A 24,289-nucleotide genomic window follows, 5' to 3' on the forward strand; every position below is an offset into this window, starting at 1 on the left:
CTATGTTTCAAAAAATATTAATTGCGAATCGCGGGGAAATCGCTGTTCGTATTATGAAAACTTGTCAAAAACTTGGCATTCGCACTGTTGCTATTTATTCTGAAGCAGATGAAAATGCCCTTCATGTGAAAATGGCAAATGAAGCTTACTTAGTAGGTGGACCGCGTGTCCAAGAAAGCTATTTAAACCTTGAAAAAATTATTGAAATAGCTAAGAAGACAAATGCAGAAGCAATTCATCCGGGTTATGGTTTATTATCAGAGAATCCGTCTTTTCCGGTTCGCTGCAAAGAAGAAGGAATCGTATTTATCGGTCCTTCAGAAGAAATCATTACGAAGATGGGAAGTAAAATCGAATCACGTATCGCAATGCAAGCAGCAGATGTCCCAGTAGTCCCAGGTATTACTACAAATATTGAAACTGCTGAAGAAGCAATTGAAATTGCAAAACAAATTGGTTATCCATTAATGCTTAAGGCATCCGCAGGCGGCGGAGGCATTGGTATGCAGTTGATGGAAACTGAGCAAACGCTCACCAAAGCGTTTGAAAGTAATAAAACGAGAGCGCAAAACTTCTTCGGTAACGGAGAAATGTATTTAGAGCGATATATAGCAGACGCGCATCATATTGAAATTCAGCTTTTAGCAGATACACATGGTAACACAGTGTATTTATGGGAGCGTGAATGTTCGGTACAGCGCCGAAATCAAAAAGTAATCGAAGAAGCACCTTCACCATTTTTAGATGAAGGTACACGAAAGGCGATGGGAGAAGTTGCTGTACAAGCTGCCAAAGCACTTGGTTATACAAATGCAGGTACAGTTGAGTTTCTTGTAGATGATCAGAAGAACTTCTATTTCTTAGAGATGAATACGAGATTACAAGTAGAGCATCCAGTGACAGAAGAAATTACGGGATTAGACCTTGTAGAACAACAACTTCTGATTGCAAGTGGAGAGAAACTATCATTTACTCAGGATGATGTAAAACGTAGTGGTCATGCCATTGAAGCTCGTATTTATGCAGAGGATCCGAAAACATTCTTCCCGTCACCTGGGAAAATTACAGATTTAACATTACCGTCAAATGTACGGATTGATCACTTCTTAGAAAATCATGTAACGATTACACCTTTCTATGATCCAATGATTGCGAAAGTCATTGCACATGGCGAGACTCGTGAAGAAGCAATTTCAAAATTACATGATGCTCTAGAGGAATTAAAAGTAGAAGGTATTAAAACGAACACACCAATGCTACTGCAAGTTTTGGAAGACGAAGTGTTCAAAGAGGGTATTTATACAACAGGCTTTGTAACGAAACAACTCGTTAAAAAATAAGATTTAACAATATTAAGGGGGAAAAAATGATGACGAAAGTATACGCATCGATGGCAGGAAACGTTTGGAAGATTGTTGTAGGAGTAGGAGATACAGTAGAGGAAGAGCAGGATGTCGTCATTTTGGAATCTATGAAAATGGAAATTCCAATCATTTCAGAAGAAGCTGGCACGGTTATGAAAATTAATGTGCAAGAAGGCGATTTTGTAAATGAAGGAGATGTATTATTAGAAATTGAATAGGGAGATATAGGGGGAAGCGAATTGAAACTACCTAATTTTGCTGTCATTAAAGAAGTCGGGCCACGTGATGGCTTACAAAATGAAAAAAAGATTGTTGGCACAAAAGATAAAGTAAAATGGATTCAACTACTTACAGAAGCAGGATTGTCGTATGTTGAAGTTTCCTCATTCGTTCACCCAAAATGGGTCCCTGCATTAGCGGATGCAAATGATGTATTTTCTGAGCTGAAAAGGGATCCAAATGTTACATATGCTGCGCTTGTTCCGAATCAAAATGGTTTGGAACGAGCTTTTTTGCAAAATGTAGATGAGGTGAATGTTTTTTTATCAGCAAGTGAATCTCATAATAAAAGTAATATTAATAAATCGATTAAAGAAGCATTAGTTGTAATTGAAGATATAACAAAACAGGCATTATTCGAAGGGAAAAAGGTAAGAGGCTATGTTTCTACTGTATTTGGATGTCCTTATGAAGGGGATATAAGTCTCGCAGCAGTTGACGAATTATGTAATCAACTATTTTCATACGGCATTTATGAAGTTTCTCTTGGGGATACAATCGGTGTAGCGAATCCATTACAAGTAGAACAAGTATTAGAACACCTATTAAAGAAGTATGATGCTTCGCAGTTTGCAATGCATTTTCATAATACGTATGGAATGGCTCTAGCGAATGTAGTTAAATCATTAGAATACGGTATTACAACGTTTGATAGTTCTTGTGGTGGACTCGGGGGCTGCCCTTATGCACCAGGAGCATCAGGTAATGTTGCCACTGATGACCTAGTACATATGCTCCATAAATTAGGAGTCCAAACGAATATAGACGAAGAAAAGTTATTGAGAGCTAGTCAATTTATTCAAAGTAAGTTGAATATCCAATTACCGAGTCATGTGTATAGAGCGCTTCAACATAAAACGATAAGTAGGTGAGTAGATGCTACAATTACAAAACATTTCCGTTGATTATGTAACACCTCACGTAGTAAAGATTTCGTTAAATCGTGCAAGACAAGCAAACTCATTATCTTTGGCATTATTAGATGAATTACAAACGATATTAACTCAAATAAGTGAAGATTCAAACGCACGTGTAGTTATTTTGACTGGTGCTGGTGAAAAAGCATTTTGTGCTGGTGCAGATTTAAAAGAGCGTGCCGGTATGAATGAAGAACAAGTTCGCCATGCTGTTAGTATGATTCGTACTACTATGAAGATGGTTGAACAATTACCACAGCCAGTTATTGCTGCTATAAATGGAATTGCACTTGGTGGTGGTACGGAATTAAGTTTAGCTTGTGATTTTAGAATTGCTGCTGAATCTGCAAGTCTTGGTCTTACTGAAACGACACTTGCAATTATACCAGGAGCAGGTGGTACACAGCGCTTACCGAGATTAATTGGTGCTGGTAGAGCGAAAGAATTAATTTATACAGGTAGACGTATTTCAGCGCAAGAAGCAAAAGAATACGGTTTAGTAGAATTTGTTGTACCAGCTAATTTACTTGAAGAGAAAGCGATTGAAATAGCAGAGAAAATTGCTAGTAATGGACCTATTGCTGTTCGATTAGCAAAAGAGGCAATTTCAAATGGTATTCAAGTTGATTTACATACCGGATTACAAATGGAAAAACAAGCGTATGAAGGTGTAATCCATACGAAAGATCGCATAGAAGGATTACAGGCATTCAAAGAAAAACGCAAACCGATGTATAAGGGGGAGTAAATATGTTAGACCAAAAACAACAATCTAATTCATTTGAAGAACGAGTTGAAACAATTAAACAAGGCGGGGCACCGAAATATCATGAGCAAAATAAAGCAAAAGGAAAATTATTCGTTCGAGACCGTTTAGCGCTTCTATTTGATAATGGCGAATATGTAGAAGATGCATTATTTGCTAACTGTGAACAAACAGGCTTACCTGCGGATGGCGTTGTAACGGCAACGGGTAAAATACATGGTCGTACTGCGTGTGTAATGGCCAATGATTCTACTGTAAAAGCTGGATCATGGGGATCACGCACAGTTGAAAAGATTTTACGTATTCAAGAAACAGCTGAAAAACTACGTGTTCCGTTATTTTATTTAGTTGACTCTGCTGGAGCGCGTATTACAGATCAAGTAGAAATGTTCCCAGGGCGCCGCGGTGCAGGAAGAATCTTCTATAATCAAGTGAAGTTATCAGGTAAAGTTCCTCAAGTATGCTTGTTATTTGGACCTTCTGCAGCTGGTGGTGCGTATATTCCAGCCTTTTGTGACGTTGTAATGATGGTAGAGGGAAATGCATCTATGTATTTAGGATCTCCTCGTATGGCTGAGATGGTTATCGGTGAGAAGGTAACTTTAGAAGAGATGGGCGGAGCTCGTATGCATTGCTCTGTATCAGGATGCGGAGATGTTTTATGTAAGACGGAAGAAGATGCGATTACACAAGCAAGACAATACATTTCATATTTTCCAAACAACTATTTAGAAAAGACTCCATTGGTTACACCTCAAGAACCGAAACAATTCGATAAAACGTTAGAACAAATCATTCCAGAAAATCAAAATGCTCCTTTCAATATGAAAGATCTCATTAATAGAGTTATTGATGAAGGTTCATTCTATGAAGTAAAAAAATTATTTGCTCAAGAGCTAATTACAGGCTTAGCACGTATTGATGGTAAGCCAGTTGGTATTATTGCAAATCAGCCGCGTATGAAAGGCGGCGTATTATTCCACGATTCAGCTGATAAAGCTGCTAAGTTTATTAATTTATGCGATGCATATCATATTCCATTATTATTCCTTGCGGATGTACCAGGATTTATGATTGGTACAAAAGTAGAGCGTGCCGGTATTATTCGCCACGGTGCAAAAATGATTTCTGCAATGAGTGAAGCAACTGTACCGAAGATTTCTATCGTTGTTCGTAAAGCATATGGCGCTGGTTTATATGCGATGGCAGGTCCAGCATTTGAACCAGATTGCTGTCTGGCATTACCGACAGCTTCTATTGCGGTAATGGGTCCAGAAGCTGCGGTTAATGCTGTATATGCAAATAAAATTGCAGCTTTACCAGAAGAAGAGCGTGCTAGCTTCATTGCTGAAAAACGTGAAGAGTATAAGAAAGATATTGATATATACCACTTAGCATCAGAGATGGTGATTGATGGTATTGTTCATCCAAACAATTTACGTGAAGAGTTAAAAGGACGTTTCGAAATGTATATGAGCAAATATCAAGTATTCACAGATCGTAAACATCCTGTATATCCAGTTTAAAAGCCCTATTTAGGGCTTTCTTGCTCAAAAAGTTAAGGAGGGGAAAACATTGAAACAAGCAGTTTGGTTTCCAACAGAAGAGTACAAGGAAAAAACACGTTTATATGGTTGGATGAAATCATTGGGATATGAAGACTATGAAATTTTTTATAATAAATCTATTGAGGAAACAGCTTGGTTTTGGGGAGAGGCAGAAAAAGCAGTAGGCTATCAATGGATGAAACCTTATACAGAAGTGTTAGATTTAGAAAATGGTACACCGTTTGCACAGTGGTATAATGGCGGAACATGTAACGTTGTAGAATCAGCTTTATCCCGCTGGCTTGCGGATGAAGAGACGAGAATACAGCCAGCACTTCAGTACGAAGGGGAAAATGGAACTTCAAAATCATTTACATATGAAGAGCTTGACAACTGGGTAAGCCGTGTTGCAAATGGTTTGAAACACGCGGGTATTGAGAAAGGTGACCGTGTAACAATTTATATGCCGATGATTCCAGAAACAGTTGTTGCGATGCTAGCTGTAATGAAAATCGGAGCAATTATTTCACCAATATTCTCAGGCTTTGCGTCTGATGCAGTTATGACACGTGTGCAAGCGGCAGGTTCAAAAATGATTATTACCGCAGATGGATTTTCACGCCGCGGTAAAATTGTTTCTTTAAAAGATGAAGTAGATAAAGCTTGTGAACATTGCCCAACTGTTGAAAAAGTTGTTATCGTTCGTCATGCAGGAAATGATTTTACACCACATAACTATGACTTTTCGTGGAGTACGCTAGAAAAAGAAAAACCATTCATACATGCAGAGGAAATGCAAAGTGATGATCCATTAATGCTCATTTATACATCAGGAACGACTGGTAAGCCGAAAGGAACAGTACACACGCATGCAGGATTTCCTTTGAAAGCAGCTTTTGATGCAGGATTTGGAATGAATATTAAACAAGGTGATCGTGTATTATGGGTAACTGATATGGGCTGGATGATGGGGCCGTTTCTATTATTCGGTTCACTCATTAATGGAGCAACGATGGTTATGTACGAAGGTGTTCCAGACTTCCCAGAAGCAGACCGGTTATGGGAGACAGTTGATAGATATGAGATTACTCATTTAGGTATTTCGCCAACGTTAATCCGAGCATTAATGGCAAAAGGTGATGAGTATGTCAATAAACATTCTTTAAAGAGTTTGGAAGTATTCGCATCAACAGGAGAACCTTGGAATCCTGATCCATGGATGTGGTTATTTGAAACAGTTGGAAAAGGAAATGTCCCAATCTGTAACTACTCAGGTGGAACTGAAATCTCTGGTGGGATTTTCGGTAATGTTCTTATTAAGCCAATAGCACCGATTAGTTTTAACGCATCTTTACCAGGAATGGCAGCTGTCGTACTGGATGATCAAGGTAAACCAATTCGAGATGAAGTCGGAGAATTATGCTTAGAGAAACCTTGGGTAGGTATGACGAAAAGCTTCTGGGAAGATGATGAACGTTACATAAACACATATTGGTCGCGTTTTGAAAATAAATGGGTCCACGGTGACTGGGTCATTTACGATGGTGAACAATATATCATCACAGGGCGTTCAGACGATACGTTAAATATTGCAGGTAAACGTATTGGACCTGCTGAATATGAATCTATTCTTGTGAAACATAACGATGTAATCGAAGCTGCTGCAATTGGTATACCTGACGAAGTAAAAGGTGAAGTTTGTCATTGTTTTGTAGTATTAAGAGACCATGTAACATTCACAGGAGAATTAAAGAAAGAATTAATGAGTTTAGTAAACTCTCATATTGGAAAAGCGTTGTGTCCTAAAGACATCCACGTTGTAGAAGATTTACCGAAAACACGTAATTCTAAAGTAATGCGCCGTGTTATTAAAGCAGCTTACTTAGGAAAAGAATTAGGTGATTTGTCTTCACTTGTAAATCCTGAAGTAGTTCCGTTTATTCAGGGGTTACAGTCTAGTAAATTATAAAATTAGAAAGGAGCTCTATATAAATAGAGCTCCTTTTTTATGTTTATAAAAAAAGAAGAAGTGAAGTTGATGAAGATGAAAAATTCTACTATTAGTGTTAAGTATGTTTTATAGTTTTAATCAAAATACGATATTATAGAATGTCTATTCAATGGGGGAATACTAATTTACAACAACAAGGTGATGACAAAGCGTGACTGCTTATATGTCTGTTTAAACCTTTACGTGTTCATATATAAAAAGCTGACTATACTCAGTCAGCTTTTTATATATTACATTCTAGTATTTATCTCGCTATTTGTCAGGCAGTAATGCCCCCACCTAAAAATTCAGCGAAAGCAAGGAAGTAGGTGAGGGATCAACTTTCCGGAAAAGTCCGATTGGTTCCAAAAGACATATTCTTTCCGTTAAGTTGACATTAAAAATATTACCAATTTTTTCTTTTACAATGGCAACAAATAAAGAAACATTTACAACGACACTTATTTCGTTTAGAACTCCAATCGTCATCACAATGACACTTTTCTTTAGATTTCCACCAATCATCATTACAATGCTTTTTCTGAGAACTCCAATCATCATCACGATGACACTTTTCTTTAGATTTCCACCAATCATCACAACAATGCTTTTTCTGAGAACTCCAGCAATCATTTTTCCATGACATTTATTTCTACCTCCTTTCAATAGTGTTCATATTATTCTATGTTTTAATAAAAAAATGGCTTGTTTATTAACCTACTATTTTATCTCTATATAATAGAGTGTTTTCTACTCGATATAGAGTTCATACAAACTATGCTAATTTTTAAGAGATAGTGGAGGGAACTACTACTAGTTATGGTATTTTTTAATAAACATTTGTTGAAGAAAGCGTTCTGATTACAAATAATATCTTATTTTCGAGTACGCTTTTTTGAATGTATATTTCACAATAACAAAGGAAAAATCCACAAATAAAGTCTATGTATATGTGAGTTAATGGGAAAATCTAGTGCGTTTTTAAGGAGCGTCTTATTTAAAAGAAAAAAGATTTGTTTTAGAAAGCGGTGTCTAAACATTAAATGGAGTAGGACTAAATTCACGGCCGCTCATTAAACAAGCTTTTAATTAGGAGAGGTCTGTTTTTATAATGAATAATGAAAAGAAGGTTTGGTACAATTGCTTGTTTTTTTCTTTTTATGCGTTTGCCTCGTACCCTTTTAAGCTAGTGGACATACTTTACTAATAGAAATGATTAGGGGGTGAGGTATTGGGTTCTCGATTTAATAATTGTAAAAAGAAGTGTACATGTAAACAGGATGATTGTTGGGAAGTATTCGAAGAGTGTAAAAAAGAACAGCATGAGAAATGTGATAATTCTTGTGTACAAGGAATTAGAGATGAACTTAAGAAATTAATTAATCGAACAGTTCAAATTAACACAGAGGGACGTACTTATGTAGGTACTGTTTCGTCTGTAAGTTGTGATGTAGTTAAGCTTGCGGCTATTCCTGGATCGGTTGGAGTAATTATTTCCATTTGCAAAATTGAAGCAATTTTCCCACCTGTTACAACGGTTACTGCTGACTTTGATTTTAATGGTATTGATGTAGCAAACAAGGCATAATTATGCTGCTTTTTTGTAAAGCCATTCACATGAATGGCTTTATTTTAATTTCATATAAAAGGAGAATATATTCTTTATATAGAAATAAGTTTGAGGTTATAAAGCATGATGTACGAAAGGAGCAAGGAAGTGATTAAACTAGAAACCTTTAAAAAATCTGATTATAAACAATTAATAAGTTGGATTAATTCCGAAGAATTTCTAATACAATGGTCAGGTAATGCCTTCACATTTCCTTTAGACGAACAGCAATTAGAGAAGTATATAGAAAGTGCAAATACATTCGCTTTCAAAGTGGTAGATGAAGAGACTTCAGACGTTATTGGTCATATTTCGCTTGGGCAAATAGATAATATTAACAAGTCCGCTAGAATTGGAAAAGTATTAGTTGGTAATACGAAGATGAGAGGACGTTCTATAGGAAAACATATGATGAAAGCAGTACTTCATATTGCTTTTGACAAATTAAAACTACATAGAGTAACTCTTGGTGTGTATGATTTTAATACATCGGCCATTTCATGTTACGAAAAAATAGGGTTTGTAAAAGAAGGCTTATTAAGAGAGTCAAAAAGAGTAGGAGAAACGTATTGGAATTTATGGGAAATGAGTATGTTAGAATATGAATGGAAGAAGTAGCAACGATAGTAATTTATAATTATATTATGTTAACAAAAGAGGCTTGGTGGGTATAGTGGATAATAAAACAAAAATAATTTCAATTGCAGCTGTTTCAGGGGGAGGTAAAACTACAATTACAGAAAGATTAAAGCATGAGTTTAAAAACTCAAAAGCTTTATATTTTGATAGTTATACATTTGATAACTGTCCTGCTGATATTTGTAAATGGATTGATGATGGGGCGAATTACGACGAGTGGGTATTAACACCATTAATTCATGATATTGAGCAACTTATACAAAATAATACCTTAGACTATATTATTGTAGATTATCCTTTTGCATACTTAAATAGTGAGATGCGAAAATTCATTGATGTAACTATATTTATTGATACGCCTTTAGATATTGCGATGGCTAGAAGGATTTTGCGAGATTTTAAGGAAGGTACAATAGATGAAATACATAATGATTTGGAACATTACATGACATATGCGAGAAAAGCTTATTTAGAGGCAATTCATACTGTTAAGCCGAATTCAGATATCATATTGGATGGTTCTTTATCTGTAAGTGAAATAATTAATCACGCTGTAGAGGAACTTGGCCGAAGAGAAGTGATTGTCAATGGTTAAATGTATAACAGATGCTGTTAGGTGGATAATTGAAGTAAGAGAGAGATAAATGTGTACACTTTATTTCAATATAATTGGCAAGTAAGAGATGATTGGTTTAAGTGGTGTGAACAACTTTCAGAGGAAGATTTACTTTGCAAACTGGTGGTATTTTAGAAACATTATTTCATATTGTAGATGTAGAGTATAGTTGGATTAGTGCTCTTCAAGGAGAAGAAGATAGAAAACCGCAATTTAAAGATTATCAATCGGTTCAAAAAGTGAAAGCGTTATTTGATTTATATAAACGAGAACTTGAAGTTTTTTTGCAGTCATGATCATCTAGCATAGAATGCTAGCACACTTAAAATAAGCCGTATAAAAAGTTAATCATTGTGTGCTTTGATTATATAATGTCGCGAAATAAATAGTGTGAAGGACAGCTATTTTAACAAGTGTTTCATGTAACGTTCATATATTTTAATTTTTTATAATTAATCAAATTTGAATTTTGTTTGTTGTTAAGAAAAGGTGAGAAGAAAATAAAAAAAGAGGGCTAATGCCCTCTTTTTCTTTTAATTTGGTAATTAATCACAGATTGGTATCCCAAGCACTCTTAGAGCTAATGCTACTTGAAGGGAAATCTCTAATCTAGCAATTTCAATACCAGCTACTGAAAGAACTAAAAAAGGTTGTCCGTTTACAAATACAACGCAACTATCCATAGTTAAGCCTCCTTTCTAGTAATCTACTATAGTATATGAATAGAACTTTAATATGTAATAGTTCAATTGTTGGATTTAATAGAATTAATAGATTAACCCATTTATACTAAACAAAAGAACACAACGAACGGAAACAGAGATGGATGTATGCCTCGAAAAACATAGGTTTTAAGACATGTAATGGGATATGAAATTCATTATATTGGTCAGCTATCTATATGGGCGAGGGAGTTAAACTTGCAATCTGTTTCAGCAAATTTGATTGGACGAGGATGATAGAATTAAAAACCGACTTGCATCTCAAACGCAAGTCGGTTTTTATATATAAGAAGATTTCTTAATTGAAATCCTCGGATTTTTTCTGACGTATATGTAAAAACATTAAGGTGGTAATGATTAAAAAAATCATTATAGTTTGTATAATTAAATTTTTAAACTGAAGTAATATTGTCCAGGATGTAATTGTGTCTTTAAAAGCTTGGAGTGCAGAGTACGAGGAAGGATCAAAACCATACTGTAGCAACTTTTTTGTTTCAATAAATGAAATGTTTTCTTCATCTGCATCTAATATTACTGAAATTAGTCTAGTATCTCCAAGTTTTGCTGTACTAACAAAACTATAATTACCGTTAGTTGAAAAACTAGTTTGTAAGCCATCAACACCTTGAAGTTTAATGTTTTCATTAAGGGAATATATCATTTTATTCGTATTGAAAACTTGGGAATCTTTGAAGGTAAATTGGTAAGAGGTTAGTTTCGTAATATTCAATACATCTGGAAAATCTTTTACTAATCGTGCTGCTAGTTTAGCTGCATCTATTGCTGTTGTAGTTGATTGTTTATTTGTATCATTATTAATTCCAGTAGAGTTTAGAAATGGAGATGGTTGTAATAACTTTAGTTCTTTTGCTTTTTTATTCATTAATATTGTAAAGTTATCTTCATTTCCAGCAATGTGTTCTGCTAGAGCGAGTGCAGAACGATTATTCCCTGCCAGTAGCAATGCATGAAGTAAATCACGAACCGTTGTTTTATCATTCGATGTTACTTGTATAGGGCTTGTTTCTACTCGGAAAACTTCGTTACTTATTTGTACGAAGTCATCTAACTGTATTTTTCTATCATTTAGTTGCTCCAATACGATATATTCTGTCATTAATTTAGATAAAGCAGCTGATTGTATCGGAGTTTCTTCATTTTTTTTATAAACAATTTCACCTGAATTAGCATTTATTAAAATAGCTGATTTAGCTTGAATAATGGGACCATTTACATAAAGATAAAAATATAAAACGATAAGTGCAGTAATAAAAAAAGATAATAATAAAATAGCGAATTTCTTTAAGAATTGCATAAGCGATCCTCCTATTATGACATCAATACTAGTATTGTAAAAAGGAATGCTTAATTAGGAAGAAAGAAAAGGTAAAGAATTTCTAAAGAATTATAAAGGATTATTAAATTTTGGGTGTTAATGGAAAAAGTTCAATTTCTTATATGATAAGAAATTGAACTTTTTATTTATAATATTAACATTTGTATGGGAGTAGTTTTACAGTGAATGTTGTTTTTTCATCATCACTATATACTTCAATTGTTCCTTTATGCAATTCGACTATACTTTTTGCAATAGCTAATCCAAGTCCAGATCCACCAGTGTTTGTAGAGCGAGATTTCTCAACGCGATAAAAACGTTCAAAAATATGAGGTAAATCCGTACTAGGAATAGGTTGTCCGTAATTTGTTATATCAATTGTAATCATATTATTGCTTTCATAAGCAGTAAGGTCAATATAGCGACCTTCGCTTCCATAAGCGATAGCGTTTATAATAAGATTTTCAAACACACGCACTAATTTTTCACCATCAGCTAATACCATGAGCTTTTGAGATGGGAAAGAAGGTCGACATTCTATATTTGCTTCTTGAAATTGTATACGGAATTGAACAGTTAATTGCCCAAGTAACTCTACTATGTCAATAGGGACAGAATACAAGCTTAACTCTTTATTTTGAACACGTGTATATTCGAACAAGTCATTCATTAATGCATTAAGACGAGTTACTTTATCGTAAATGACTTGAATATAGTATCGCAATTCTACTTCATCTCTATAATTATCATGATGGATTAAATTTACGTATCCAACTATAGAAGTAAGGGGAGTGCGTAAGTCATGTGATACATTTGTAATAAGTTCACTTTTTGCTTGTTCCGCTTGTCTTTCTTCATCAATGGAGACTTTTAATTGTTCAACAATTTCATTGACCCCGATTGCTAATTCTTCTAGATAATTATGATTTACAATAGAAACTTTATGATTGAAGTTTCCATTTGCAATATAACGAATTTCTTCTATCATTTTTTTAATACAAGTTTCATAATAAAGTTTTTTCTCGTGACGATAAAAAATGTAAAGATAGGATGAAAAAATAGAAAATAAAAACAAATAAGATACAATCATCATCCATAACGATTCTTTAATCCCTTTATACTTTTCATAACCAAAAATTCGAATGAATTCTTTACCAAGTTCAGTTAGAGTAAGTGAACTCTCAATTACACTCGTAACGAGGCGATAAATAATTAACTCAGTAATAGGCGTGAGTGTGATAGCTAATAAGAGCCAAAAAATAAGTTTCCATTTAGGGATATCTTTTAATATATCAAATGCTTCATTTCTCAATTTTATAGCCAACTCCCCAAACAGTGTGAATAAATTTTTCTCCATTTATTACTGTTTCAAGTTTATCCCGTAAGTTGCTAATATGAACCATTACAGTCTTATTTGAACCGTAACCATCTTCATTCCAAACGCGTTCGAAAATTTCTTCTGAACTAAATACTCTTCCTGTATTACTTGCAAGTAAATATAAAATATCGAACTCAATAGAGGTTAATTTAATATACTCTCCATTTACTTTAACAGTATGATTATGTTTGTGTATTTCAACAGAGCGAATACGAATAATACCATCTTCATTCTTTTGCGAAGTAGCGTTTTGGAAAGAGGATCTTCGTAATAAAGCTTTCACTCTTGCTACTAATTCTAATGGATTGAATGGCTTGATCATATAATCATCGGCACCTGTCATAAGACCTAATATTTTATCCATATCTTCTGCTTTTGCACTAAGCATTAGAATTGGTACAGTATTATTTTCACGCACTTCCTGACAAACTTCTAATCCGTTTCGCTTTGGCATCATAATATCCAAAATCATAAGGTCAACTTCATATGTAGAAACCTTTTGCAATGCTTCATCGCCATCATAAGCTTTATAAATGTTATAGCCTTCATTTCGCAAATAAACAGCAAGTAATTCAACAATTTCTTTATCATCATCAATAATTAATATGTTTTTATTCATTGTGTAGTTCCTTTCCTTACAAATCATCAACATTACTATAATATCAAACATTTATGTACTTGTAGCGATGATTCTGTATAAAATTTCATGTAACGTATTAAAAAGGAGTAAAAAGATTAATAACGAATATAAAATAACGAGGATATTTAGATTCTACATTATAATGAAAGTTAGTTATAAGGGGGATTTTCTATGTTATGTAATGATATATATTCATTTACTCCAACTGGAAAAATAGAAAATGATATTAAAGCTTTTCTACTAAAATATAATAAAGAGTTTACATATAAACATTCAATTCGTGTGGCAAATGAGGCAAAAAAGATTGCAGAAAAGTTTCACGTAGATAAAGAAAAAGCAGCAATTGCAGGATATTTACATGATATTAGTGGCATTTTTCCGAACGAGGAGCGGATTGCAGTTGCTGAAGAATTTGGTGTAGAAATAGTGGAAGCAGAAAGAAAGTTTCCTATGATCATTCATCAAAAACTATCGAGAGTAATCGCAAAAGAAATATTTAAAGTAGAAGATGAAGAGATTTTAAATGCAATTTGTTGCCACACAACGCTGCGTAAACATGCAACGAAGATGGATTTAGTATTATTTGTTGCAGATAAAATAGAATGGGATCAAAAAGGGACACCACCATATTTAATAGAAATAAAAAAAGGATTGGAAAAATCTTTGGAAAAAGCAGCTTTTGTATATATTTCATATTTGTGGGAAAGGAAAGATACATTGAAAGTTATACATCCGTGGCTAGAAGAAGCATACTGGGATTTAAAAGGAATTGTACAGTAGAAAGGACAAGGAAATGCAATTAAAAGAATATGTGAATCAAACATTTCCAGGAGTTACATTAGTACCCTACTTATATTCTTAGTGGGAAAATCATTTACATTTTGATTTTGGAAAAGATAAATATCAAATTGTAGAAGGAACCGACAATTTAAATACGGAATACTTTTCTCAACTATATACATATAATAAATTCTTATTTGAAGACATATTTTCAAAAGAAGATGTAGTGTTTGTAGTGACAAATGTTTATAGATTTAAAAAGGAAAATATAAAAACTCCACAGAAAATAAATGTATACAATAAATATATTAGGAAAAGAGATTTAAGATTTCATATAAGATAAGAAACGTTACCGTTTTTATTTGAAGATGAAGAAGCAGATTTATATTGTACATATCATTTTTCTTTAAAATGCCTTGCGGAACATATTAAATATGAATCGCTTATACAAGTTGCTAATCATGAGGATTTCTTTGATTTATATCCTCGATTTGGACGAAAAAAAGAAATTTCTTATCCAGATGTATTTCTCATAAATGCAACGAAAGATATTGTCATGTTGATGTATGATGATAGAGGATGTGAAGTAATTGCGAAGAATAAAGAAATAATACGAGATTTATATAAGAAATACAAAGAATGGATTCCAGATTATGAACGAGAAAGTATAGATAACTTATTTAAATGACAATAGGGGAAGTGAGCGTGTAATGAAACGTATTGCAATTGTATCTGCATGGGAACCAGAACTGACGTATTTGCATCAACATTATCCAAGTGAACGTGTTGAAAAAAGAGCAGCTTGGGAATTTCATTTTCATACTATTAATGAGCTGGAAATTATATCAGTTGTTACTGGTGTCGGTAAAGTAAGCTGCGCTAGTTGTGTACAATTGTTAATTAGTGAGTTTCAGCCAGATGAGTTGTTTATGACAGGAATATGCGGAAGTTTATCAAACAAGGTGAAAAACGGTCATATTGTAGTCGCACTAAACGCAATACAACATGATGTTACTGCTGCTGGTTCAGGGGAAGATGTTTTTAATTTATATAACGGTAGAACAGCACCTATTGAAACAACAAAATCACTTGTAAGAAGAATAAAAAAAATACGATCGTATGATCCGATACATTTCGGTACATTTTTATCAGGAGATCAACGTATTCGTAGTTCGGAAATGAGATATTTACTCCATACCGTATATGGAGCATTGGCAGTTGATCAAGAAGTAGCAGCTTTCGCCTATGTATGCCAAATAAATAAAAAACCATTTCTCTGTTTAAAAGCTGCTTCAGATCAAGCAAATGATAAAACGAAAGAAGAACAAAAAATCTTTAAAATGCTAGCATGTGAAAGAGCATGTGAGCATTTAATTGCTTTTTTACGTGTTTATGAGGTTAATGTAGTAAATAATAGATAGTTTGTTATAAAACAAATCAATAGTGAGTTATATGTAGGGAAATGTCCGCTCATTTCAAATTAAGAGCTGAAATTTATAATAGATGGAATATATTATATGGGTACACGTTGAGTTTAATATAAGCAGTTGGAGGGCAATTTTATATGATTCAATATAAAAGGTGTAGTGAAGTAAATATTGATTTAGTATATGAAGCTTTTAAAGATGGATTTTCAGATTACATTATTAAGATGGAGGTTTCAAAAGAGGATTTTATACAACGTTTTTTGGGACCAGAAGGTAATTTGCTAGAGCATTCTTTTCTTGCTTTAGAAGAAGGCAAATCTGTTGGCGTAATACTAGGTGGCATAAAGGATTATGAAAGTATAAAGACTATGCGCTGCGGAACATTAGCGGTTCATCCTAATTACCGCGGTATTGGTGTGAGTCAAAAATTATTTGAACTGCATAAAGAAGAGGCGATTCAACATGGATGTAAGCAACTTTTTCTCGAAGTCATTGTAGGAAACGACCGAGCGATTCATTTTTATAATAAGTTGGGCTATGAAAAAGTGTACGATCTTTTTTATTATAATTTAAATGATTTGACTAAAATAATGAATAAAGATTGTAAAGATATTGAAGTAAAACAATTAGAATTTCCAACTTTTAAAGATGAAATTCAGAAATGGTTAAACTTCCATATAAATTGGCAAAATGATATTGATTATATTAAAAAAACAAATAATGTATTTTATGGTGTATATGTCGATAATGACTTAAAAGGCTCTCTATGCGTAAATGAACAAGGTAAAATTAGTTTTATTTTCGTAGACAAAGGTTATAGAAATATTGGTGTTGGGATGAAATTATTACAAGTAGCAATAGAAGAATTAAATTTATCAAGTTTATCAATTGGGTTTCCTAACAATAATTTATTGGAGGGTTTTTTAAAGAAGTGTGGATTTGAAAAGAATTCTTTAGCGCAATATGAAATGTATTTATTACTCTAAGAGCGGAAAGATTTATTCTTTTCGTTTTTTATTTAGCCGTTATGTTGGTAAATGCTCCGCAATTATAATTTATAATGAGAGGGATTTTGTTTATCCTTAAGTTATTTTTTTAATTGTCAATTTCTTGCTAATAATTTTCTTTGTATAATATTCTAATTTTATGTAGAATAGATACGATGGGAGGGGATGAAATGAATAATGGATTAAAGTTTAAGATTTTTGAATTGCATTGTCTCGTTCAAAAGACTTATTCTGATATTAAAATAGCATGTGATATTGCTATTTATCAAGAAAACACTTCTAAATATTTAATTTCATTAGGATTTTTAAATAAATCATATATGACTTATATAGAAGCAAAAAGATTCTATCGCGAAAATGAAGAGCTTGTAAGTGTAGAATTTGATAATTTTTTTGATATGTATGATAAATTAGAAAATGAATTAAAACAAGTTATTTCAACTGAAGATAAAAATCCTTCATCGCTACATAACAGATTTGATCAGTTTCAGCAGAAAGTTGAAAATATAAATGACCTAATAAAAGTATTGCAAAATGCTCGTTAATGAATGCTTTTTTCTTTTTTGTATAGAAATTATGTATTAAAAACATTTTAGGGATATTATATATTGAAGAGGTGGCTTTTGTAGATTACAAAAGTCATCTTTTTATGTTAGGAATAGATTGTATACATTTTAGCAGTTTCATATAAATAATAGAAATTTATACGAGGTAAATACCATGGGAAATAAAAAAGAAATAGCTATAGTTGCATTAACAACAGGATTCGTTTTAACAAGTGTAACACCATATGGAGTAGGTCATGCAGAGGAACCTGGTCAAATGCAAGTTGAAATTCACGAGGATTCGTTCCGTACAGGTGATCTTACACAACCATCAAAAAAGGCGCCAGAGAATGTAGTGAAAGATGCACTTAAGGAAAATACGGACCATGCTTTGTCTCCAAAACAAGTTAGTGCAGAAACAGGAGTAGATTACAAAGTTCTTCAAAAACGTGGTTCTTATGATGGAACTACACTTGTGCGCATGCAACAAATATATGAAGGAAAAGAAGTGTATGGCCACCAGTTGACTGCTCACGTAGATAAAAAAGGTATTATTAAAAGCATTTCAGGAGCTAGCGCACAAAATTTAACACAAGAAGATTTAAAGAAACCTATTAATTTATCAAAAGAAGAAGCGAAACAATATATTTATAAAAAGTACGGAAACGACATTAAATTTATTTCTGAACCAGAAGTTAAGGCAGTTATTTTTGTTGATGAAAATCATGGGCAGGCTAGCAATGCATATCAAGTTACATTTGCTGCTACAACACCAAATTATGTATCTGGAACTTATTTAGTGAATGCTCATAATGGCGATATGTTAAAAGATATGGTACAAGAATCAAGTTTGAAAATAAGTGAAGAGTATGTTGAATCCGTTAAGGAAAATAAAACTAGCAATTTCACATCATTAACTGGAACAGGAAAAGATGATTTAGGCGTAACTCGTACATTTGGTATTTCTAAACAGACTAGTGGGAATTATGCGCTTGCTGATTACACAAGAGGGCAAGGAATTGAGACATATGATGTAAATTATAGAGATATTACAAATGAAGAAAGTTATTATCCTGGCATACTAGCAACTAGCGCTTCAACAACATTTAATGATCCAAAGGCGGTAAGCGCTCATTTCTTAGCAACAAAGGTATATGATTTTTATAAAGAAAAATATAATCGTAATAGTTTTGATAATAAAGGAAAAAAAGTAGTTTCAGTTGTACATGCATGGGATTCTGGAGGAACAAATGATCCTGAAAATTGGGAGAATGCATTTAGTACTAATATTAATAACATTAGTATGCTTTTATATGGAGATCCTATGGTAAAAGCGTTCGATATAGCCGGTCATGAATTTACACACGCAGTTACATCAAGTGAATCTAACCTTGAATTCTCAGGAGAATCTGGGGCAATTAACGAGGCATTATCGGATATTATGGGAACGGCTATAGAGAAATACATAAATAATGGGGAATTTAACTGGACAATAGGAGAGCAAACTGGATCGACTTTTCGTAATATGAAAAATCCAACTGCAATTAATTTTTCAGAAGGACTACCGTATCCCGATGATTATAGTAAATATAATGATTTAAATGGAGAGGATTATGGAGGCGTTCATTTTAACTCAAGTATTATTAATAAAGTTGCGTATTTAATTGCACAAGGTGGTACTCATAACGGTGTAAATGTAAATGGTATTGGTGAAGATAAAATGTTTGATATATTCTATTATGCAAATACTGATGAATTAAACATGACTTCTAATTTCTCTGAATTGAAATTGGCATGCCTTAAAGTGGCAACTAATAAATATGGAACGAACTCAATTGAAGTTCAAGCAGTCCAAAATGCTTTTGATGCTGCAAAAATTACCGGAACAGTGAAAGAAAACGAAAAAACAGCAGAAAACCAAGCTCCAGAGTTAACTGTGCCGTTTACCATTACACTACGTGTAGGTGATACGTTTGATCCAATGAGAAATGTAAAAGCTGTTGATAAAGAAGATGGTGATTTAACAAATAAAGTAAAGCATAAAGGCGATGTAGATACTTCAAAACCAGGTACATACATTGTGGAATACTTGGTCGTTGATTCCCAAGGGAGAACTACAACGGCTACACAGACTGTAATTGTAGAGGGAAATGGAGAAATATTAGATTTAGAACCTAAATTAACAGTGCCTGTTGGAGCGACAATTCATGTAGGAGATTCATTCGATCCAATGATAAAAGTAAAAGCTATTGATAAAGAAGACGGCGATCTTACTTCTAAAGTAAAAATTGCTGGTGGAGTAGATACATCTAAAGTCGGTACTTACGTATTAACGTACACGGTTACAGATTCTAAAGGTCATGAAGTAACGGCGAAACAAACTGTAACGGTCAAAGTTAGAGAAGAAGTTAAAAATGATAAACCAATACTAAAAGTACCTGCTACAACTTCAATTACTGAGGGTGATCAATTTGATCCGTTGGTAGGGGTATCAGCTACTGATAAAGAGGACGGTGACCTTACTTCTAAAGTAGCGTATGAAGGAACTATAGATACAACTAAAGCTGGTACTTATGAAATAATATATAGTGTTAGAGATTCCATGGGTAATGAGGTAAATACAATACAAAAAGTATTAGTGAAAGATAAAGAAACTAGCAAAGCTAATGGCCTTACTAATAAGACAAATAACAATAATAGCGATAAAAAAGAATATACATATAAGGAGCTTCCAAAGACGGGTGTAAGTACAACTAACAGTGCAGCAATCGGCATATTGATGATTATTACAGGCACAGTACTCACTTTTGTTCGCAAATTTAGAAAGATACAAAAATAATAGTAGGGATCATTCTTTTGAAGAAAAGAGTTCATTATTCAAAAGAAATAAAGTAGAAAGTAAGTAAAACAAAATATGGATTTTTACTTAATAAGATTTTAGTAGTTAAGCGGTGCATTTGGCTTCTATAAAAATTTGTAGTTGGATCATGTTATGTCTACAAAACTACATTACATAAAAAACACGTTATTATTCTCATTAAAATAAAAGAATAGTAACGTGTTTTTTGGTTTGGAAAAAGCATAAATCCTATAGTTCATGAATCTGGGGGTGCTTCTAATCTGCCATTGATGAGTTACTGAAAACATGTTGTTTTAATGGAAGTTTCACTCTAAATGACAACATGAGATTTTCGATATTTACCAGGTGTTTCATTGGTGAATTTTTTAAAAATTTTAGTAAAATAACTTTGATCGCTAAAATTAAGCGAAGCGCATATGTCTGATAAGGGATAGGTGGTGAAAGTTAATAATTTCTTTGCTTCTTCGACTCGTTCACGTTGAATGTACTCAATTAATGAAATACCGACCTCTTTTTTAAATAATATAGATAAATAATCTGAATTCACATTTGCAAATTTAGCAAGTTGTTTAACAGATATTGGATTGTAAATATTTTTAAAAATATAGTTTTTGCAAATAGCAATAGTCTGTGAATATTGCTGTGTTTTTTGTGCCTTTACACGGTCTGCAAAGGTACAAAAAGCATTTTTTAATAAATCCCAAACAGATTCTTTGTCTTTTAAATCTTCTGTTCTTTGAATATGTAAATCATAAATTTTGTAAGCAATCCCAGATGGAAGTCCCCCTTTTATCGCATATCTAGTAGCGAGCGTGATGGATGAAATACAAATGTTTTTATGACGTCTTAATTGATGGAATGAAGATAAAGATGAAAGAGTCTCTTGTTGGAATTCGTAATAATATTTGAGTACGGTTTCTTTATCCCCGTCTTCTATAGAACTAAGTAGTTGCTGCTCTATATATAAATTATGATAAATGGATTCGTCTTTTTGCATTGAAATATATACATCTTCGTTTAAGATGCTGCTATGACTTATATGAAGTGAGTCACTGTTATTTGAAAAGGTGCTTACATCTGAATTTTTTTTATAGAGAATGTTATAGAACAATATCGCTATATTTACAAAGAAATTTTGATCTTTGACTGACAATGAAAAATAATGGTCTCTTGTTCTTTTATAATTTGGAATAAAATTAAGGTTACTATCCGCTTTACTTGTAGAAAAATTTACATGTGTCAAGGGCCCAATAATAACAGTACCGTTCACCATATAATCGCTCTTTATGTGAATTAAAATAAAGTGCCCTAGATATTCGTGAGTTCTGAAGATGGGAGAATTATATGTATCATTTCTCTGAAAAAGCATATGTAACTGTTCTATTTTTGATGTATATAACGAATGTGAATCATTTTTGGATTTAAATTCTAAAAGAATATTTTTGTTACAATCTAAAAAACAAACTGGAATTTCGAAAGATTGAAAAAACATATTGCAAATGTACTCTATCTCAACTAGACTGAGTTTTTTAGTCATATTCTTCCTCCTTACAGTTATGCGTAATAGTTAAATAAACATATATTCCTTTTTCATAAGTAGATACGGAAAACCTTTATCAATAAAAAATATAAATAAAAGTTATAAACTTCTAAGAATAATACCATAATTTAACATGAATAGCACATATTATTTGAATATACAGGTAATAGTTTTGGACAGTAACGTAAAATATGAATCGTCACACTTATTTGTTGGTTATTACTTATATGTATCAAAAAATGATTAAGATTGGATTTTAAATAGGGATAGGAAGTGAGATATGAATAGATTGACAGTAAGTGACTAGTCGAAATTAGCAGTGAAAGCTATTATGTAACAAATGTAATGATTCTTGAAATAGGGATATACGTGTAATTTAGGGGAGAAAATTACATATATCATGTGGAGAGACAACGTAATAATAGAAGATAAGAAAAGTGAATAAGTGATTGTAAACAATGGATTGTTGGACGACTATGTTTTATGTTATTCGTTTAAATCTGATACTTGGCACACTATTGCTTTTAAGAAGGTAATAGTAATAAAGAAATTTTTAAAATGATAGAAGTAGTAAAGGGGATAAGAGAAATGAAAAAAATATTTAGTGTGCTTTTAGTGTTATTCTTAACATTTTCTACATGGTCTAGTGTATTAGTAAAGGCAGATTCACCATCTAAAGGTACTTTAACGATTCATAAGTATGAACAAGAAAAAGATGGAGCGCAGGGACTAGAAGGTGACGGTTCTGCAAATCAAGAGGTGCCAAAAGATGTGAAACCATTAAAAGGTGTAACGTTTGAAGTGAAAAGGGTTGCTTCTTTTGAAAAAATTTCAAACGATGGGAAAATCGTAAAAGAAGACGTGAAACCTGTAATGGGAGCCACTCCAAATCAAGTAGTAACAGATGATAACGGACAAGCTGTATTAAAAGATCTTCCGCTAGGACGTTATGAGGTGAAAGAAGTGGCAGGACCTCCACATGTTAATCTAAATCCCAATACGTATACAGTGGATATCCCATTAACGAATAAAGAGGGTAAGGTGCTAAACTATGATGTTCACATGTATCCCAAAAATGAGATTAAACGTGGTGCAGTGGATTTAATAAAAACTGGTGTAAATGAAAAAGCATTAGCAGGTGCAGTATTCTCTTTATTTAAAAAAGACGGTACAGAAGTGAAAAAAGAGTTAGTAACAGATGCTAATGGTCATATTCGCGTGCAAGGATTGGAGTATGGTAAATACTATTTCCAAGAAACAAAAGCTCCGAAAGGCTACGTAATAGATCCAACTAAACGTGAGTTTTTTGTTAAGAACTCCGGAACAATTAATGAAGATGGAACTATTACTTCTGGTACAGTAGTTAAAATAGAAGTGAAAAACAATGAAGAACCAACAATTGATAAAAAAATTAACGGAAAATTGGAAGCGTTACCAATAAATCCGTTAACTAATTATAATTATGATATTAAAACATTAATTCCAGAAGACATTAAGGAATACAAAAAATATGTGGTAACAGATACTTTGGATAATCGTTTAGTGATTCAAGGAAAGCCAATCGTGAAAATTGATGGAGCAGAAGTAAATGCAAGCATTGTAGAGGTAGCTATAGAAGGTCAAAAAGTAACAGCTACAGTAAAAGATTTCACAAAATTAGATGGTAAAAAAGAATTTCATTTGCAAATTAAATCTCAAGTAAAAGAAGGAGTACCATCTGGTTCGGAAATTTTAAATACAGCAAAAATTGATTTTACAAATAAAAATGATGTAATTGGAGAAAAGGAATCTAAACCTGTAGTTGTTGTTCCAACAACTGGAATAATTGAGTTAACAAAAATTGATGGTGCTAATAAGAGTAAATTAAAAGGTGCAGAGTTTGTACTTAAAGATAAAAATGGAAAAATAGTTGTTGTAGCAGGAAAAGAAGTAACAGGTGTATCAGATGAAAATGGTGTTATTAAATGGTCTAACATTCCATATGGAGACTATCAAATTTTTGAAACGAAAGCACCAACATATACAAAAGAAGATGGTACAAAAGCTTCTTATCAATTATTAAAAGATCCCATTGATGTAAAGATTAGCGAAAATAATCAAACGGTTAAATTAACGATTGAAAATAATAAAAGTGGATGGGTTCTTCCGGTAACGGGTGGCATAGGAACGACTCTTTTTACTGTAATAGGTCTTACGTTAATGGTTACAGCGGCATTTGTTTTCTTCAGAAAAAAGTTTGCTAATAATTAAGATTTTAGGAACATGTAACTATGGGAAAAGGGGAGAAGCAAAATGCTTCCCTCTTTTCGATATTTAAGCATATACAG

Annotated in this window: 21 protein-coding genes and 3 pseudogenes; 18 read left to right on the top strand and 6 right to left on the bottom strand. The window is 33.0% G+C overall.

Annotation, left to right across the window (positions count from 1 at the left end; translation table 11 throughout):
- Positions 1-2: 2 nt before the first annotated feature.
- Genes MKY21_RS12445 through MKY21_RS12470 form a run of 6 tightly spaced genes read left to right on the top strand, consistent with a single transcriptional unit; the run spans position 3 to position 6,842 of the window.
- On the top strand, positions 3-1,340 hold the full coding sequence (locus MKY21_RS12445) for an acetyl-CoA carboxylase biotin carboxylase subunit (RefSeq protein WP_000486742.1): 1,338 nt from the start codon (positions 3-5) through the stop codon (positions 1,338-1,340).
- Between the two features lie 26 nt (positions 1,341-1,366).
- Positions 1,367-1,582 carry an acetyl-CoA carboxylase biotin carboxyl carrier protein subunit gene (locus MKY21_RS12450; protein ID WP_001987345.1) on the top strand — a complete coding sequence of 72 codons (216 nt, stop codon included), beginning with the start codon at positions 1,367-1,369 and terminating at the stop codon, positions 1,580-1,582.
- 21 nt (positions 1,583-1,603) lie between these two features.
- Complete coding sequence (gene mvaB, locus MKY21_RS12455) at positions 1,604-2,515, top strand: hydroxymethylglutaryl-CoA lyase (protein ID WP_000775429.1); 912 nt, start codon at positions 1,604-1,606, stop codon at positions 2,513-2,515.
- A gap of 4 nt (positions 2,516-2,519) precedes the next feature.
- Complete coding sequence (locus MKY21_RS12460; protein ID WP_000939795.1) at positions 2,520-3,308, top strand: enoyl-CoA hydratase; 789 nt, start codon at positions 2,520-2,522, stop codon at positions 3,306-3,308.
- Between the two features lie 2 nt (positions 3,309-3,310).
- Positions 3,311-4,852 (top strand): acyl-CoA carboxylase subunit beta, encoded by a 1,542-nt coding sequence (locus MKY21_RS12465; RefSeq protein WP_000886744.1) that lies wholly within the window; start codon positions 3,311-3,313, stop codon positions 4,850-4,852.
- A gap of 49 nt (positions 4,853-4,901) precedes the next feature.
- Positions 4,902-6,842, top strand: coding sequence for an AMP-binding protein (locus MKY21_RS12470; protein ID WP_061662951.1), 1,941 nt, complete (start codon positions 4,902-4,904; stop codon positions 6,840-6,842).
- A 321-nt stretch (positions 6,843-7,163) separates the two neighbouring features.
- Here MKY21_RS12470 and MKY21_RS12475 read toward each other — a convergent pair whose 3' ends face one another.
- A complete protein-coding gene (locus MKY21_RS12475) occupies positions 7,164-7,496 on the bottom strand; it encodes a hypothetical protein (RefSeq protein WP_098616560.1) in 333 nt (110 codons plus the stop codon).
- Positions 7,497-8,094: 598 nt separating this feature from the next.
- Between MKY21_RS12475 and MKY21_RS12480 the strand changes: the two genes are divergently transcribed.
- From MKY21_RS12480 to MKY21_RS12495, 4 genes and pseudogenes are all read left to right on the top strand, one after another.
- Entirely contained in the window at positions 8,095-8,451 is a 357-nt protein-coding gene (locus MKY21_RS12480; protein WP_000535573.1) for a hypothetical protein, read from the top strand.
- Positions 8,452-8,556: 105 nt separating this feature from the next.
- Positions 8,557-9,090 (top strand): GNAT family N-acetyltransferase, encoded by a 534-nt coding sequence (locus MKY21_RS12485; protein WP_000990087.1) that lies wholly within the window; start codon positions 8,557-8,559, stop codon positions 9,088-9,090.
- Between the two features lie 46 nt (positions 9,091-9,136).
- Positions 9,137-9,706 carry a hypothetical protein gene (locus tag MKY21_RS12490; protein ID WP_170964296.1) on the top strand — a complete coding sequence of 190 codons (570 nt, stop codon included), beginning with the start codon at positions 9,137-9,139 and terminating at the stop codon, positions 9,704-9,706.
- A 51-nt stretch (positions 9,707-9,757) separates the two neighbouring features.
- A pseudogene (locus tag MKY21_RS12495) lies at positions 9,758-10,017 on the top strand (DinB family protein); the annotation flags it as partial.
- A gap of 255 nt (positions 10,018-10,272) precedes the next feature.
- Here the strand turns inward: MKY21_RS12495 and MKY21_RS12500 are convergent.
- Positions 10,273-10,410 carry a DUF3956 domain-containing protein gene (locus MKY21_RS12500; RefSeq protein ID WP_000376554.1) on the bottom strand — a complete coding sequence of 46 codons (138 nt, stop codon included), beginning with the start codon at positions 10,408-10,410 and terminating at the stop codon, positions 10,273-10,275.
- A 165-nt stretch (positions 10,411-10,575) separates the two neighbouring features.
- On the opposite strand from MKY21_RS12500, the pseudogene MKY21_RS12505 reads away from it, so the two are divergent.
- Positions 10,576-10,686, top strand: a pseudogene (locus MKY21_RS12505) (DinB family protein); the annotation flags it as partial.
- Positions 10,687-10,747: 61 nt separating this feature from the next.
- Here the strand turns inward: MKY21_RS12505 and MKY21_RS12510 are convergent.
- The 3 genes from MKY21_RS12510 to MKY21_RS12520 form a co-directional block, all read right to left on the bottom strand.
- Complete coding sequence (locus tag MKY21_RS12510; RefSeq protein ID WP_016117959.1) at positions 10,748-11,764, bottom strand: D-alanyl-D-alanine carboxypeptidase family protein; 1,017 nt, start codon at positions 11,762-11,764, stop codon at positions 10,748-10,750.
- A gap of 175 nt (positions 11,765-11,939) precedes the next feature.
- Complete coding sequence (locus MKY21_RS12515; RefSeq protein ID WP_001243309.1) at positions 11,940-13,097, bottom strand: sensor histidine kinase; 1,158 nt, start codon at positions 13,095-13,097, stop codon at positions 11,940-11,942.
- Entirely contained in the window at positions 13,087-13,782 is a 696-nt protein-coding gene (locus MKY21_RS12520; protein ID WP_001038807.1) for a response regulator transcription factor, read from the bottom strand. Before MKY21_RS12520 ends, MKY21_RS12515 begins: the two co-directional genes overlap by 11 nt.
- A 192-nt stretch (positions 13,783-13,974) precedes the next feature.
- Here MKY21_RS12520 and yqeK point away from each other — a divergent pair, with 192 nt between their 5' ends.
- The 6 genes and pseudogenes from yqeK (at position 13,975) to MKY21_RS12550 (ending at position 20,401) form a co-directional block, all read left to right on the top strand.
- The gene (gene yqeK / locus MKY21_RS12525) at positions 13,975-14,583 is read left to right on the top strand and encodes a bis(5'-nucleosyl)-tetraphosphatase (symmetrical) YqeK (protein WP_000882443.1); all 609 of its coding nucleotides are present in this window, start codon (positions 13,975-13,977) and stop codon (positions 14,581-14,583) included.
- A 13-nt stretch (positions 14,584-14,596) separates the two neighbouring features.
- Positions 14,597-15,271: pseudogene (locus MKY21_RS12530) on the top strand (DUF3885 domain-containing protein).
- Positions 15,272-15,293: 22 nt separating this feature from the next.
- Positions 15,294-16,004 (top strand): 5'-methylthioadenosine/S-adenosylhomocysteine nucleosidase, encoded by a 711-nt coding sequence (gene mtnN / locus MKY21_RS12535; protein WP_000820810.1) that lies wholly within the window; start codon positions 15,294-15,296, stop codon positions 16,002-16,004.
- A 143-nt stretch (positions 16,005-16,147) separates the two neighbouring features.
- Positions 16,148-16,996 (top strand): GNAT family N-acetyltransferase, encoded by an 849-nt coding sequence (locus MKY21_RS12540; RefSeq protein WP_000617061.1) that lies wholly within the window; start codon positions 16,148-16,150, stop codon positions 16,994-16,996.
- Between the two features lie 191 nt (positions 16,997-17,187).
- Entirely contained in the window at positions 17,188-17,562 is a 375-nt protein-coding gene (locus MKY21_RS12545) for a hypothetical protein (protein WP_001059023.1), read from the top strand.
- A gap of 175 nt (positions 17,563-17,737) precedes the next feature.
- The gene (locus MKY21_RS12550) at positions 17,738-20,401 is read left to right on the top strand and encodes a M4 family metallopeptidase (RefSeq protein WP_044797392.1); all 2,664 of its coding nucleotides are present in this window, start codon (positions 17,738-17,740) and stop codon (positions 20,399-20,401) included.
- Between the two features lie 331 nt (positions 20,402-20,732).
- On the opposite strand, the gene MKY21_RS12555 is transcribed toward MKY21_RS12550, so the two are convergent.
- Complete coding sequence (locus MKY21_RS12555) at positions 20,733-21,959, bottom strand: AraC family transcriptional regulator (protein WP_000162834.1); 1,227 nt, start codon at positions 21,957-21,959, stop codon at positions 20,733-20,735.
- Positions 21,960-22,550: 591 nt separating this feature from the next.
- Here MKY21_RS12555 and MKY21_RS12560 point away from each other — a divergent pair.
- The gene (locus MKY21_RS12560; protein ID WP_080336350.1) at positions 22,551-24,212 is read left to right on the top strand and encodes an LPXTG cell wall anchor domain-containing protein; all 1,662 of its coding nucleotides are present in this window, start codon (positions 22,551-22,553) and stop codon (positions 24,210-24,212) included.
- Positions 24,213-24,289: the final 77 nt, after the last annotated feature.

This window comes from Bacillus sp. FSL R9-9497 (genome assembly GCF_038005805.1).
In the GTDB taxonomy this organism is placed as follows: Bacteria; Bacillota; Bacilli; order Bacillales; family Bacillaceae_G; genus Bacillus_A; species Bacillus_A cereus.

Bases quoted from the DNA above. Each gene is read 5' to 3' on its own strand.
- MKY21_RS12445 (WP_000486742.1), top strand. From the start codon at position 3: ATGTTTCAAAAAATATTAATTGCGAATCGCGGGGAAATCGCTGTTCGT.
- MKY21_RS12450 (WP_001987345.1), top strand. From the start codon at position 1,367: ATGATGACGAAAGTATACGCATCGATGGCAGGAAACGTTTGGAAGATT.
- MKY21_RS12460 (WP_000939795.1), top strand. From the start codon at position 2,520: ATGCTACAATTACAAAACATTTCCGTTGATTATGTAACACCTCACGTA.
- MKY21_RS12465 (WP_000886744.1), top strand. From the start codon at position 3,311: ATGTTAGACCAAAAACAACAATCTAATTCATTTGAAGAACGAGTTGAA.
- MKY21_RS12475 (WP_098616560.1), bottom strand. From the start codon at position 7,496: ATGATTGCTGGAGTTCTCAGAAAAAGCATTGTTGTGATGATTGGTGGA.
- MKY21_RS12485 (WP_000990087.1), top strand. From the start codon at position 8,557: ATGATGTACGAAAGGAGCAAGGAAGTGATTAAACTAGAAACCTTTAAA.
- MKY21_RS12500 (WP_000376554.1), bottom strand. From the start codon at position 10,410: ATGGATAGTTGCGTTGTATTTGTAAACGGACAACCTTTTTTAGTTCTT.
- MKY21_RS12510 (WP_016117959.1), bottom strand. From the start codon at position 11,764: ATGCAATTCTTAAAGAAATTCGCTATTTTATTATTATCTTTTTTTATT.
- MKY21_RS12520 (WP_001038807.1), bottom strand. From the start codon at position 13,782: ATGAATAAAAACATATTAATTATTGATGATGATAAAGAAATTGTTGAA.
- yqeK (WP_000882443.1), top strand. From the start codon at position 13,975: ATGTTATGTAATGATATATATTCATTTACTCCAACTGGAAAAATAGAA.
- mtnN (WP_000820810.1), top strand. From the start codon at position 15,294: ATGAAACGTATTGCAATTGTATCTGCATGGGAACCAGAACTGACGTAT.
- MKY21_RS12540 (WP_000617061.1), top strand. From the start codon at position 16,148: ATGATTCAATATAAAAGGTGTAGTGAAGTAAATATTGATTTAGTATAT.
- MKY21_RS12545 (WP_001059023.1), top strand. From the start codon at position 17,188: ATGAATAATGGATTAAAGTTTAAGATTTTTGAATTGCATTGTCTCGTT.
- MKY21_RS12550 (WP_044797392.1), top strand. From the start codon at position 17,738: ATGGGAAATAAAAAAGAAATAGCTATAGTTGCATTAACAACAGGATTC.
- MKY21_RS12555 (WP_000162834.1), bottom strand. From the start codon at position 21,959: ATGACTAAAAAACTCAGTCTAGTTGAGATAGAGTACATTTGCAATATG.
- MKY21_RS12560 (WP_080336350.1), top strand. From the start codon at position 22,551: ATGAAAAAAATATTTAGTGTGCTTTTAGTGTTATTCTTAACATTTTCT.